12 protein-coding genes and 1 pseudogene are annotated in these 13180 nt (G+C 56.9%); all 13 read right to left on the reverse strand.

The genetic code is table 11. The features are described from left to right. Nucleotides 1-185: hypothetical protein (locus PLF13_14435; GenBank protein HOP08467.1), on the reverse strand; the 185-nt coding region annotated here is incomplete at its 3' end. A gap of 37 nt (nt 186-222) precedes the next feature. Continuing rightward, nucleotides 223-450 (reverse strand): hypothetical protein, encoded by a 228-nt coding sequence (locus tag PLF13_14440; GenBank protein HOP08468.1) that lies wholly within the window; start codon nt 448-450, stop codon nt 223-225. Between the two features lie 3 nt (nt 451-453). Beyond that, nucleotides 454-2313, reverse strand: a complete 1860-nt coding sequence (locus PLF13_14445; GenBank protein HOP08469.1) for a DEAD/DEAH box helicase family protein — start codon at nt 2311-2313, stop codon at nt 454-456. Further along, nucleotides 2303-5329, reverse strand: coding sequence for a type I restriction endonuclease (locus PLF13_14450; GenBank protein HOP08470.1), 3027 nt, complete (start codon nt 5327-5329; stop codon nt 2303-2305). Before PLF13_14450 ends, PLF13_14445 begins: the two co-directional genes overlap by 11 nt. Continuing rightward, nucleotides 5329-6228, reverse strand: coding sequence for a PIN domain-containing protein (locus PLF13_14455; protein ID HOP08471.1), 900 nt, complete (start codon nt 6226-6228; stop codon nt 5329-5331). Before PLF13_14455 ends, PLF13_14450 begins: the two co-directional genes overlap by 1 nt. Beyond that, the gene (locus PLF13_14460; GenBank protein ID HOP08472.1) at nt 6225-7061 is read right to left on the reverse strand and encodes a restriction endonuclease subunit S; all 837 of its coding nucleotides are present in this window, start codon (nt 7059-7061) and stop codon (nt 6225-6227) included. Before PLF13_14460 ends, PLF13_14455 begins: the two co-directional genes overlap by 4 nt. After that, nucleotides 7038-9020, reverse strand: a pseudogene (locus tag PLF13_14465) (class I SAM-dependent DNA methyltransferase). Before PLF13_14465 ends, PLF13_14460 begins: the two are co-directional and overlap by 24 nt. Nucleotides 9021-9029: 9 nt before the next feature. Then, nucleotides 9030-9281 carry a helix-turn-helix domain-containing protein gene (locus PLF13_14470; protein ID HOP08473.1) on the reverse strand — a complete coding sequence of 84 codons (252 nt, stop codon included), beginning with the start codon at nt 9279-9281 and terminating at the stop codon, nt 9030-9032. 124 nt (nt 9282-9405) lie between these two features. Beyond that, complete coding sequence (locus PLF13_14475) at nt 9406-9954, reverse strand: gamma-glutamylcyclotransferase (GenBank protein ID HOP08474.1); 549 nt, start codon at nt 9952-9954, stop codon at nt 9406-9408. Further along, nucleotides 9951-10733 carry a glucosamine 6-phosphate synthetase gene (locus PLF13_14480; GenBank protein HOP08475.1) on the reverse strand — a complete coding sequence of 261 codons (783 nt, stop codon included), beginning with the start codon at nt 10731-10733 and terminating at the stop codon, nt 9951-9953. The genes PLF13_14475 and PLF13_14480 overlap by 4 nt, the downstream gene beginning before the upstream one ends. After that, nucleotides 10733-11236, reverse strand: a complete 504-nt coding sequence (locus PLF13_14485) for a DUF5049 domain-containing protein (protein HOP08476.1) — start codon at nt 11234-11236, stop codon at nt 10733-10735. The genes PLF13_14480 and PLF13_14485 overlap by 1 nt, the downstream gene beginning before the upstream one ends. Next, nucleotides 11233-12231, reverse strand: a complete 999-nt coding sequence (locus PLF13_14490) for an amidoligase family protein (GenBank protein HOP08477.1) — start codon at nt 12229-12231, stop codon at nt 11233-11235. The genes PLF13_14485 and PLF13_14490 overlap by 4 nt, the downstream gene beginning before the upstream one ends. 235 nt (nt 12232-12466) lie before the next feature. Further along, the coding region (locus PLF13_14495; protein HOP08478.1) for a hypothetical protein at nt 12467-13180 on the reverse strand (714 nt) is incomplete at its 5' end.

Genomic DNA, 13180 nt, shown 5'->3' on the forward strand with positions numbered 1-13180 from the left:
CGCATGGCGTTTTGGTAGGCTTTGTCGGCGGCCACCTTTTCGGGAATCTCCTCGCGGATGAGCTCATTCCACCAATCTTCAAAAAGGTCCGGCAGGACCTTTTCCAGAAAACGCGCAAGGTTCTTTGACGCTTCGCCCAAAAGGTGAGCCATGGATGCCTGCATTCTGTTTGTCTGGTCCACCATTATCTATTCTCGATTCATTTTTCGCCTTGATCCTGATCTAACCGTTGACATCAAGTTCAGTGATGAGGCCATTGAGATCTTCCTTGGCCTTTTGAAGAATCAACTGAGCGCATTCCATGCAGTAATTGTTCTTTGCCATGTTTTCCTTAATGACCAAGCACTTGTCGCCTTTGCATATCACGTGTCCCTTGTTGCGAGAGCATTGTCGCCGGCGTTGGGCGGTTTCGAAGCAGGCGGATACGAGAAGGCGTTTCAGCTTGGGCATAGGTCATCTCCTTGAAAGGCGATCCTGGATGTCGGATTGGACCTCGTCGCCGATCTGGTCAATCTGGCCCAAGACCTCCTCAAGTCTCTCCAATGGAATCTCGCCCCGGGTTCCAACGTCGGCCTCGAGTCGCTCATTGACGAAACGGTTCACGATCTGGATGACCGCCGCGAAGTTGTTGACGCTTCGAAGCTCGGGATAGGCCAAAGCAATGTTACGTCCATTGATCGAAGCGCCAATCGCGGTCACGACGCGGTTAGCCAGGGTCCGGGAACGCTCATTAAGCCTTCGGCGGGCTTCCTGGCGCCGACGCTGAGGAGTCACCGGAATCTCACGAGGCTCCATGCTTTCCCTGGTTCGCGCCTGGATGAGGCGCTGACGGAGGTTGTCTCGGGATAGTCCGAGCGTTTCCGGATCAAGACCACGTCTCCGGAATTCCTCTATCAGATCGTCGATAACGGCGTCGTCCATCGGGTCCAAATACGCCTGCTCGACGAAATGACTGATGATTTCATCTTGGACCACCATATCCGGGGTAAGACGTCGTCTCCGGCCTGGTTCATCGGCAGGTGGACGCTCGTCGCCGGATTCAAGCCAGCCTTGGATTAGTTCTTGGTCTTCTCGGTCGATGCGCCTGAAGTCGTCCCAATGTCGGTCGATGTTGAGTCCCACGTGTGAGACCGCTATTCCCCGGTTGTCGAGGTGCTGCGGGTTGTTTTGGTGGATCACCCGCATGACCCGACCGATGAACTGGACATAGGGCGATAGAGACCGGAATGGTTGAAAGATCGCCGCTACACTCAAATTGGGATGGTCGAATCCCTCCCCAAGCATTCGGACCTGAACGATGCAATCGATGCGGCTTCGACGCAAATCTTGGAGCACCTCCTCGATCTGGTCCGCCGGCATGTTGCTGTGGATTTCACGCGCGTTCAAGCCGCGCTCAGCATAAAGCGAACGAACTTGACGCGAGTGGTCCACCGAGCAGGCGACAGCTATCAGCTGATGGAAAGTTCCTGACTGTCGTAGGTGTTGAAGCCATTGGATGCTGGCGTCCACGATGGACCGGTTGCATTCCGGGGCCAGGGCCACACCTCGGCTGAACCATTCCTCGTCCCGCAGCTGAAGGACCTCTTCAAGCGTGTGATGTCTGGAATCCCCCCGATAGGTGAAGAATATTTCCTGTGGAGCAACATTCACTGCGGTGATCTGCTTGATATACCCCCGCACCATGGCTGTGCGGAAGGGATATGCGTAGACCACCTCACCAGCAATCTCGCGGCCATCGCCTCTGAATGGCGTGGCGGTCAGGCTCACGACTTTGGCGTTGGGGAATCGCTCAAACACGCGCTCCCAGCTTCTGGCCACATTGTGGTGACCCTCGTCAACCATGATCAGGTCGAAAAAACCATCTGGGAAAGCAGGCAGCCATCGATCAGCTCGACTCGCCAACTGCTGGATGTTGGTTACAACGATATGGGAGTTTTCGCAGTCGTGGATATTCGCATCCTGACCGTCCAGGACGGCCGTGTACGGGCCATGATTTACGTCGGTGAGGACACGCGTAAAAGTCCAGAAGCAGTCCCGCCCGGCAATATCGAAAGCCGTAGAGATACCTCGGCGTATCTCAAGGTTCGGAGCGATCACCAGAACACGACCCTGGGCGATACCGAAGGGAAGCAGAGCCATGAGCCCCGTTTTGCCGCAACCCACTGGAATCTGGAGAATAGCGTGCTCGGAACTGTTCCGAAAATGCTGGCGTGTACGGAACCATCCCTCGACCTGGGGATCGCGTAGGTCGGGATTACCCTGGATATACGCCTGGGTGTCGTTAAAGAAACGTGCTATTTCATCATTCGTCATTTGCGACCTCAGCCTCCTCTCTGATCTTTTCGTAGACCTCCTTGAGGAGATGCTTGCTGACTGCCTCCCGGAATTGATCTTCGTTCATAAATTTCGCTGTTATCTCTTCGTTCTGGTCCATTCGGTCTATAAAGAGCCCCTCCAAAGCCTTGCGAAAGACGTAGCCGAAGTTTTCCATCGTGTTGGCGAGCGCTGCCTGGCGGAGGTTGCTGTCAGATACCGCGTCCTCCCGGATCGATTCGAAAAACAGCTGGTCACCCGGACGGAAATCCGTCCCGAACCGTTCATTGAGGATGTCAATCAGCTTGGACAGCTCGATCTCGTCTCCCCGGGCAACCCCCGTTCCTACTGATGTGGGGCCTGAAACCTCGTAGCGAGCGCCGGCCTCCATAACGATTGACCCTTCGCCGATCTTCTGCAGGCGGTAATACTTCAAAGCCACATCGTCGTTGAAGTTGTAGACCGGGCCCCGGTCGCCTCTTGGCAGCTTGGTCAGCAGGAACCGGATGTACGAATAGAGCTTTTCGAGGTCGGTATCCTGGAACGGGATCACCTGTGACATGAAGGAATAAAGGTTCCTGTAGGCCACGAGCGTCTTGCGGAATTCCTCCCGGACATCCTCGTCCAGGTCGTTATAGCGCCCCACCGCCGGATCGATGCAGGCATTCATCCTGGCATGATCCGCCGTTGTCTGGTTCGGCTTGGGCTTGTAGAAGACCTTGCAGAACTCCTCGACCTCGGCCTTGTAATAAACCTGGTGGCCGTCGAGTTTGGCTTGCAGTTCATATAGCTGCTGGGGTTCGGCACGCTCACCGATGAGCGTCTGCTCATAATAGGGCTGAAAGGCCTTGAGAATTTCATCCGGCTCATTCACGAAATCCAGGACAAAGGTATCCTCCTTGCCGGGATGGGTGCGGTTAAGGCGCGAAAGCGTCTGCACGGCCTGGATGCCGGACAGGCGCTTGTCCACATACATCGTGTGAAGGAGGGGTTGATCAAAGCCAGTCTGGTACTTCTCCGCGACGAGCAGCACCTGGTATTCCTCTGTCCCGAAACGCTCGGGCAGTTCTTTTTCCTTGATGTGCTTGCCCTGGACATCCACGTTCATGCCGGATTCCGTGTATTCTACACCCGCAGCGTCCGGGTCGATCACGGTCCCGGAAAAGGCCACCAGCGTCTTAATGCCGGTGTAGCCTTTGTCTTTAATGTAATTGTCAAATGCCTGTTTGTACCTGACAGCGTGAAGGCGGCTGGAGGTCACCACCATGGCCTTGGCCTTGCCGCCAATCTTGTGCATAGTGAAATGCCGGAAATGCTCGACCATGACCTCGGTCTTCTGTGCGATATTGTGCGGGTGCAGGCTCATGAATCGCGCCAGCGCCCGCGCGGCCTTGCGCTTGTCGACCTGCGGGTCATCCTCGATTGACTTGATCAGCCGGTAATATGTCTTGTATGTCGTGTAGTTCTGGAGCACGTCGAGGATGAAACCCTCATCGATGGCCTGGCGCATGCTGTAAAGATGGAAGGGAGTCGGCTTGCCGTCCGCGCCGGGTGTGCCGAAGACCTCCAGGGTCTTGTATTTGGGCGTCGCGGTGAAGGCGAAAAAGCTGATGTTGGGTTGATGCCCGCGCTTGGCCATGGTTTTGAGGATTTCCTCCTCATAATCGGGCAGCCCTTCCGCCTCGGCCTTTGCCCTGGCCTCTTCCTTTATGGCAGCGCCGGCGAGCACGCCCTTGAGCTCGGTCGCCGTCTCGCCGCCTTGGGAGCTGTGGGCTTCGTCAACAACCACCGCATAACGGCGCATGGGCAGTTCGCCCATTTTCTCGGTGACGAAAGGAAACTTCTGGAGCGTGGTAATTACAATCGGTACGCCCGAGGCGAGGGCCTCGGCGAGCTGTGTCGAGTTGATATCGATCTTTTGCACCACGCCCTGCTTGTGCTCGAACTGGTAAATCGTGTTCTGAAGCTGCTGGTCGAGGACAACCCTGTCGGTGATCACGATGATCGAGTCGAAAACCTTCTCGTCATTTTCGGTGTAGAGGCTGGCGAGCCGATGGGCCAGCCAAGCAATGGAGTTGGATTTGCCGCTGCCGGCGGAGTGCTGAATCAGGTAGTTGGTTCTGGTACCGCGCTCGCGGGCGTCGGCGACAAGCTTCCGCACGCAATCAAGCTGGTGATAGCGCGGGAATATCATGGTTTCTTTCTTGATTCGCTTGCCACCGAGCTTTCTTTCCTCGATCTGCAGGTGAATGAACCGTGCCAGAATATCCAGGAAGCTGTGACGCTCCAGCACCGCTTCCCACAAATACGCGGTCTTGTAGCCGCCGGGATTTTCCGGATTGCCAGCCCCGCCACCGCAGCCCCTGTTGAAGGGCAGAAAGCGCGTGCTTTTACCCGAAAGGCGCGTGGTCATGTAGACTTCGTCAGTGTCTACCGCGAAATGGACAAGCGTGCGCTTCTTGAATTGGAAGATCAGGTCTGACGGATCGCGGTCGTTTTTGTACTGTGTGACTGCATGCCGCCAGTTTTGGGCGGTCATTGGATTCTTCAGCTCCAGCGTGGCGACGAGAATGCCGTTGAGGGCCAGGGTCACATCAAGGGTGTTGCCATGCTTGGCCGAATAGCGGAGCTGGCGCGTAACGGTGAGTCGGTTGGCGGCATAGAGCGCCTGAGTGTCCGGGTTCATTCCACTGGCCGGGGCGAAATAGGCCACCCGGAACAGCTTGCCGAAACACTTGAACCCGTGTCGCAGGACCGAAAGGCACCCCTCGTGGCTGGAGTTGAGCGCACGGCACAGGTCGTCTATCAGCGTCTCTTCGGCCTTTTCTTTTTGGAGATTGGCAAGGTACTCCCATTCCTTGGGCTGGGTTTTCTGGATGAACGCAATCACGTCGCCGACGAACAAACCCCGCTCGGTATCGAAACTGTCTCGGTCGCCTTTTTCATACCCACCGGCCGTGGTCAGGTAGTGTTCTATGGCGGTTTCGAATGCGTATTCCGTGTGTTGGCCGGGCATTATTGTTCTCCCTTTTCGGCCATAGATGAAGGAACCTCGCAGAAAGGCAATCCGGCCATCTCTGCCTTGTTTTGCAGGTTGATATCCGACGTGACAATAAAAGCACGCATGGCAAGATCGGCTCGCATAACATCAATGGCGGATGCCAAGAAACGATCATCCGCATTGGCAGAGTCGAGCCACGACAGGCTCTGATCCATATTCGGTTCATTTGCTATTGATCGAAGGGCCACTCGGCCTTTTACAACATCGACACCGTCTTGCAGAGATCCACGTCTCCGGTATTCTTTTATCCGGCGGATAACCGAAGATGCCTTCTCACGAACTTGCTGGTTTTTATGGTTCATCTTGTGCTTATCAAGTTCTGACAGGACCGTTGGAGTTAAAACGACGGTAAACATTTTCACGTCCTCGAAGTGCCAGTGCTCGATATCTGGATTATGGATCAGGGCGTTTGTATCGGCTATTGCCAACGCTTCTCCGGTAGAGCTATTGCAATATTTCTCAAGCGTGTTGATGATCTCTTCGATCAGGGAACGGAAGCCTTCCACTGCTTCGTCCCGTGATTTCCACCACGTAGTTCCTTCCTGCTCCACCGATCTTCGTATTGTCTCAAGCGCCCCTTGCATATTGTTCTGAACACCATTCGGGAGGTTTCGGGTCAGTGCCCGAACAAGCTCAGAAAAGCGGCCAATCTCTGGAAGCAGCTTGACTTGAATCTGCTTGCCCGCCGGGGGCAGATCATTCCAGAACTGGTTTCCGCCTGGACTGATAAGGACTACCGAATCCCCCGGTGTATTTGCCGGATGCATTGCAGAAAAGTTGCCGATTAACCGGATGCCTTCTTCGTAGATGCGATTCGCCCTTATCCGAAGAAGGTCGAGCATTGAATGAGTCATGCCGAAACCTCCTTCCGAACGTCAATTTTCCCCGTCACCGCTGCCGATATAAGAGCTAAACGGTATTCGATTAGTGCCTTCACTAATCGCGCGAATAACCCCGGCCCATTTACATCTTCCCGAATGCCGGCTATTAATGCGTTTATTCTTGAGGTCTCTCGACGAAGGAAGACAGCAATACTTCGCTGCTCTTCCAAAGGAGGAAGCGGGAACAAGGCGCTGGTAATCGCATCAATAGAAAGTCCAAAACGCGTGATGCCATTAGCTCGAACACGAAATTGATCACGTATTGCATGTGACGAAAAAGCCCTAAAGAGATATTCCCCAAGTACTAACTTCGTGTATGGACGAACCAGTGCCAAATGATATCCACACAGCACCCCATCGAGTTCTTTATCAACTAATGCGGGAACGGCTATGTCGTTCCACATTTCTGAATCTTTGGTAATAAGAACGTCCCCATGCTCTAGTGAGAACCGACGAATTTCATCTATGTTTGCGGTGGCACTCATAAATTCAATGTTATCGGTGATGTAATCATTGTAATAGACATCTACATAGTTACACAGAAGTACTGGCCGTTCGTCTTCTTCGGTCTTTTTATCGACGTTGCTGTTACGAATGTCGGCGATTAACTTCAGCTTTCGCATCTCCCAATGAGAAGGGATGTCTCCTAACCATTCAAATCCACTTGGCTTGTAGGTCGGATAAGAAATAGCGTTCCGGGGAGCAGATTCTTCAACAAGGCCCAATGCCTGAGTTTCTGCCTGGCTATCCTTTGATACGATAACTGAGTGAATAGCGGTAATGATATCTCTTTCGAGCTTGGACATATCTACTTCAATGCGAACGAGATCACGTGGAGGCACATAGCTGTAAAAATACCGATTGAAGCTGATCTCGTAGCCGACCTTCGTCTTTGATTCATCCACCCAGGCATCGGGCACGTGCGGCAGAACCTCGCCCTTCATGTACTCGTCCACGTCTTTCTTTAGCGGCACGTTCTCGTAGTCGCGCAGTTCCGGATCGGGTTCCGGGTTGCCCTTGGCATCGGTGCAGATTTCGGCCGTCTCGTCCCGCTCGGCGAGGGCCATGAGGATCGCCTTGAAAAGGGCGGCGGGGACCTTGATCCCGGCTTTCTTGAAGGCGGATTTTAAACGTTTAGAGAATTCATCGCGGTCTTTGACAATGCCGAGCGACGCGAGCGGCTCAAGAGCGGCCATAATATCCTCTTGAAGCTTATGACCCGCTTCGATCTCTGCCTTGGCGGCCTTGGTGTCCTTGCGCTTCTTGCTGGTGGCCAGGTTTGTGAAGGCCTTGGTCTCGGCAAGCCGCGCGATACGATCTTTGTTGACGGCGAAGTTGAGTCGGAGCGGACGCTCGACCGTGATGCGGCGGTAGCCGAAGTCTTCGTTGTCAAAGACGCGGATATGCTCGCCTTCCTTGAGCGTACCGTAGCGCCGCGTGATGTCGTCGCGCTGGTCGTCGCATACTTCGTGGCGCTTATTGCCGAGGGACTTGCGCATCTTTTTGAAGAAGCCGGTGCCGTCCACTAGTTGAATCCTGCCCCTGCGGCTTGGCTCCTTCCGGTTGGTGACGATCCAGAGATAAGTGTAGATGCCGGTGTTGTAGAAGAGTTGGTCCGGCAGCGCGACGATGGCCTCCAGCCAGTCGTTTTCGATGATCCAGCGGCGAATCTCGCTCTCGCCCGATCCGGCTGCCCCGGTGAACAGCGGTGATCCGTTGAAGACTATTGCCAGGCGCGTACCGCCTTCCTTGGGGTCCTTCATCTTGCTGATCATGTGCTGCAGGAAAAGAAGCGACCCGTCGTTGATGCGCGGCAAGCCGGCCCCGAAACGGCCGCCGAAGCCCTGCTCCTCATGCTCCCGCTTGATAAAGTCGGCCTCGGGCTTCCACTCCACGCCAAAGGGCGGATTGGCCAGCATGTAATCGAACTTGTGGCGGGGAAAACGGTCGTCGGTAAAGCTGTCGCCATAGGCAATATGTTCGATGTCCTGGCCCTTGATCATCATGTCCGACCCGCAGATGGCGTAGGCCTGGGCGTTGTAGTCCTGACCGAAGACCTCCAAGCGGGCGTCGGGATTCAGTTCCCGAACATAATCCTCGGCAACGGACAGCATGCCCCCGGTACCACAGGCCGGGTCATAGAGCGTCTTGACGATGCCCCTGGTCGTGAGCACATCGCTGTCGGGCATAAAAATCAGATTGACCATCAGACGGATCACCTCGCGGGGTGTGAAGTGGTCGCCGGCCTCTTCGTTCGACGCCTCGTTGAACCGCCTGATCAGTTCCTCAAAAATGTAGCCCATCTCAAGGTTCGAGACTTCCTGCGGGTGCAGGTTAATGTCGCAAAATCGGGATACAAGAAGGTAGAGACGGTCGGCCTTGTCGAGTTTCCCGATGTGTTCCTCGAAGCCGAAGTTCTCGATGATCTCCCGGGCGCGGGTTGAAAAGCCCTTGATGTAGTTGGTGAGGTTGGCGGCGATGTTGTTGGGATCGCCTTTGAGTTTCTCGAATGAATAGCGGCTTGTGTTGTAAAAGGGCACTCCCGTAACCCGGCACAGAAGAGGATCGATTTTTTTGACTTTTCCGCCGGAGAGCGTTTTCTGTTTGGCGAGCACCTTGTCCTTGGTCGGCTCCAGAACGCAGTCGAGCCGACGCAGCATCGTCATGGGGAGCATGACGTCCTTGTATTGATTCGGGCGATAGGGACCCCTCAGCAGGTCTGCCACTGACCAGATGAAATTCACTTTTCCGCTGAAATTATTCATATTCGCTCCCTAGTCCTGGCTAAGTCCCGCAGAGTCGATGAGGTCGTCCGCCAGTGCCAGCTTACCCTGCTTGATCATTTTTTTGCAGAATGCACTCAACTGAGCCTTGGCAAGTTTGGACGGCAAGGATTGTCCGTTTTCCCAACGATTTACGGTTGCGTAGCTGACATTCAACCGCCTCGCCAAGTCCTCCTGGCTCAAGGCGAGTTGCTGGCGGATTTCCTTTACCAAGGTCGATAAACTTCGATCTTCATTATCCATTCGGTGAACCTCTCGTCGTCAGGGCAGCAGACCTCTGGCTTCTGCTCGAATTTAATAGCGTATGTTATATCATTCGCGGAACAAAAAGCAAGGGAAATCGCTTCTGCGAACATCCTGGAGAGAGTCAGGAAGGCCATCTACCTGAAGACAAGAATCTCCCGTTAATCAAATAACTTGGGCCAATATACAGCCAGACAGGCAGCGCCATGCCGTGCTCAATACATACCGGCACAAGGACCCGTCTGTAGAGGCTGGAGCCGCCCGGACGGAAACCTTCCAGGCGGTCGATGGGGGGCAGGTGCGTCTCGGGGTCGTCGAAGGTGAGAAGCTCCCCGTACACGCGGCCCCAGTCGCCCGCTGTGGCGCTTTGCAGGGCCGGTTCGGGGTATGAGGCCGGCTGTTCGGAAAGGCGCGCCTGTGTGGCCACGTCGGCCGAAACGTCCGAAGTGCCATGGGCGAGGACATCCCCGTCCGGGACCTGCAGGACGGGGATGCCTGAGTGCATTTCATAAAGGCGACCGCGGACCACGGCTTCCCGGATGTTCAACACGCCCCGGCAGAAACGGTCATGATTCCAGAAACCGCGCTTCAGAGTCCCGTAGACGAAGAGTCTCAGCATCCCCTGAGTGTTCTCCTTCAGGGGTTCATCGGGGTTCATTGCATGCTCTGTCATGGTGCTTTCCCCCTCTTTTCCTGGACGATGAACTCGAGAGACTCCCTCGAGAACTCCGTGAGAACCTCGTGCCTGAACACAATCATGCTCATGGAGGGAACAGTCAGCTCCCGCCAGCCGCGCTCATCGGCCAGGACAGCGTCCAGGAAGGCCGGATCGGAGGCGTAAAGCACCGCCCGATGCTTGCGGTGGGTGCGGAACTCGAGCGGTTTGTTCCCCTTGAGCACGAGGATGGTTTCAGGATCGAGCCGGGACGCGAGCACCGCTGTCATCTGGCCCCGGCAGCGCCGAAGCCGTTCTTTGAACCACTCGACATCCATCCGACCGCTCCGTGCAGCCCTGGCCGCCAGGCGGAAGAGCAGCTCGCTGTCCACTTCGGCGAAGCGCCTCAGTTTGAAACGGCGAAACAGGTAATCGGCGTTGTAGATGGTGCCGTTGTGGGTGCCGATGACGTTCCCGGCCCGGATCGGGTGGTTGTTGCGATTGACCCGTTCATCCCCTCGGGTCCGCCAGCGCGTGTGGCCGAGCAGAACCGTTGTACGGTTGTCGATACCGGCCAAGACCTCGTGGAAAGCCTTGTCGGTGACGAACTGTCCGGCGGAGACCGGTCCCTTGAAGAGGCGATGCTCGCCGTCACGATTGAGCCAGGCCATCCCGGTTGCGTGGGGGCCCCGGCTTTCGCTCAAGACCAGCAGCCGGGTGAACAGCCAGGCCAGGAGCTCCCGTTCCTCGGCCCGTCGCCTTTTTTTGCCCAATATGACACCCGCCAGCCCGCACATCAGGACTTCCCTCCGTCCGGTTCCACCACGAAGCCTCGGAAGACACCCTCGGCGTATTCCTTGGGGTGGGTTTCGATCCATCCCGCGGCTTCGCTGAAGTCGAGTTCCCGGGCGATCCGGACGACCGCGGGGCGGTCGAGCATGTTGGTGAGTCCCGAGAGTCGCACCGCGTTGATGCCCTGCCAGACGAGGGCGGGGACGGGTATCCGCACGGGCGCGTCATCTTCGAGGACTTCAGCCAGGCCATGTTCGATCAAGGCGGCGAGGAGGGAGTCGGCCTTCTCCTCGGGGCTGTCGCCTTTGACCATCAGGTCGATGCCTGCGAGCATCTTGGCGTTGCGCAGGAGCATGTCGATGTAATCCTCGAAACTCCCCTGGTCAGAAAACAGGGCCGCCCCCTTCATGGCCCGGACGATTTCAAGGGAGGTTTTCCCGGTGAACACCTCGCCTTCGCCCTCAAGGGGTTTCCCGGCGAGGTCGGTATTCTTGATCAGCACTCTCACGGCGCACCTCCTTCATCCGTCTCCGCGGTGCCGTTCCCTGTAAACGCCGGAGGCCGGGGTTGCGGCCCGGCCTCCGTGGGGACATCCGCCTCGACGGCGGTTTGTGTCTTTGGTTTCGGTCTGCCTCGCTTGAACGCCGAGTCCCCCGGAAGCGCCGCGAGCAGGTGTTTGCGCGCGGTTTTGAACTCGTCGCCGATGAGTCCCAGATGGAGCAGAAAGACCCGGAAGTCGTAGCGGGCGCTCTGAGGATTGAACCTGCGCTTGCGGCTCGATGCCGCGCGTCCGTTCAGGGCTTTGGCGGCCACGGCCAGGACCAGCTGGATATAGGCCCGCACCTTACCGGCGTGAAGCGTTCCCTCGAACCAGCGGAACTCGACGGTTCCCCGGTACCAGACGTTGTGCAGGTTCACCCCGTGGTAGCGGGATGAGTCGAAATGCTGGGGCCGGCTGTTGTGATAGCCGTACCAGATCCGGTTGAGCTGGTCCTTGGTCTTGGGCCGTCGGCGCTCGATTTTTCTGATCAGGTCATCGCTCACCGGTTTGCTGTAGTTCCGCTGCCGGGTCTCGTTGACGCCCAGGGCGTTGAGGATGAGCGGCTCCTGCTTGTAGATGATCTTGGCCAGGTTGCCCAGGGTGCGGCCGTCGAATGCGGTGGCGTCCACATGAATATGGATGCCGCATCGCTGGTCGATTTTGGCTCCGCAGCGGCGCACCGCCCGGATCACTTCCTGAAGGGTCGGGATGTCGGTGTAGGCGAGTACCGGGCTCACCACCTCGGCCCGCAGGTGGCCGGGAACATTGATGAGCGATCCGTCGGCGACGACCTTCCAGGTCCGGCCCTGTTCATCGGTGATCTCCCAGGGGTCGAAACTGGCCGGGCTCCCGACATGGCGGACCTCGCCGCCCACCACCGACTGGACGGCGCGGGCCACACGCTCGCGTGTCCGTTTGACCGTCTCGATCTCGATTCCGAAGTTGATTTGGCGTAAGTCCATGGATTCTCCTTGCTGTTCGTAAGCCCTTGTATCGCAAGGGTTTCTGCGTTGTGTTCACACACATACAGGCTTCTTTCCGAACAGAAAGCAAGGCGAATTCGACGGACATGCCGAAGATAAGCCATTGATATTCAATGACTTATGTACACGGAGCCGTAACCGGCGGAAACATCGGGATTTATAGGCTTCCCCGCAAAACGGGGTGGCTGGGATCACTCCGAAAAAAGAACACCGATCAGCTCTTCTTCCACTCGGTTCCGGTGTGTTTTTCCCACTTTCCGCCGCCGGCGAGATCGATGTTGAACCACTCGTCGCCCAGGGACGGGTTGGGAATGGCCGCGTCCCGTTCGGCCTCCGTGCCCACACCCCGGTGAATGCCCGTCCGCGGCGTCAATCCCTGGCCGAGACGGTCCGAATCGAGCAGGTCCCGCCAAGCGAGTGACGGTGCTCTCAGGCGCGAAACAAAGGTCCGATAGGAGTCGGCATCGCGTGCTGAGCGGTATAGGAGGAAGGAGCCGTCGGCGTCGATGACGAGGCAGGGCGTGTAGCAGCGCTCGAGGAACGGCCCCTGGCCCGCCTGGAACACGGGATTGAAGGCAGCCTTGGTCCAATGGATGCGGTCCCAGGACCAGGCATAGCCGATCCCCGCGTTTCCGGCCTCCCCGCCGGAATAGAGCATCCACCAGCGGCCGTCGGCCAGACGCTCCACGTGGCAGGAGGAAACATAGCCGTTCGCTCCCTCCCAATCCTGAGCATCGATCAGGCCGGAGAGGATCGGCGCGTTTCCATACAGTCGCCAGTCCAACCCGTCGTCCGAGTAACCCAGACCGAGACTGTCGTTGCCGCCGGTCGAGGCGATGAAGAGCATGGCGTAGCGCCAGGTGAAAGGCTTGCCGGGGGCGGAGGACGGCTCCGGGTTGTACCAGAGGAACGAGGGCCCGTAGTGGCC

This window comes from Candidatus Zixiibacteriota bacterium (assembly GCA_035380245.1).
GTDB lineage: Bacteria > Zixibacteria > MSB-5A5 > GN15 > FEB-12 > DAOSXA01.

Coding starts and splice junctions, on each gene's coding strand:
- PLF13_14440 (HOP08468.1), bottom strand. CDS start 450: ATGCCCAAGCTGAAACGCCTTCTCGTATCCGCCTGCTTCGAAACCGCC.
- PLF13_14445 (HOP08469.1), bottom strand. CDS start 2,313: ATGACGAATGATGAAATAGCACGTTTCTTTAACGACACCCAGGCGTAT.
- PLF13_14450 (HOP08470.1), bottom strand. CDS start 5,329: ATGCCCGGCCAACACACGGAATACGCATTCGAAACCGCCATAGAACAC.
- PLF13_14455 (HOP08471.1), bottom strand. CDS start 6,228: ATGACTCATTCAATGCTCGACCTTCTTCGGATAAGGGCGAATCGCATC.
- PLF13_14460 (HOP08472.1), bottom strand. CDS start 7,061: ATGTCCAAGCTCGAAAGAGATATCATTACCGCTATTCACTCAGTTATC.
- PLF13_14470 (HOP08473.1), bottom strand. CDS start 9,281: ATGGATAATGAAGATCGAAGTTTATCGACCTTGGTAAAGGAAATCCGC.
- PLF13_14475 (HOP08474.1), bottom strand. CDS start 9,954: ATGACAGAGCATGCAATGAACCCCGATGAACCCCTGAAGGAGAACACT.
- PLF13_14480 (HOP08475.1), bottom strand. CDS start 10,733: ATGTGCGGGCTGGCGGGTGTCATATTGGGCAAAAAAAGGCGACGGGCC.
- PLF13_14490 (HOP08477.1), bottom strand. CDS start 12,231: ATGGACTTACGCCAAATCAACTTCGGAATCGAGATCGAGACGGTCAAA.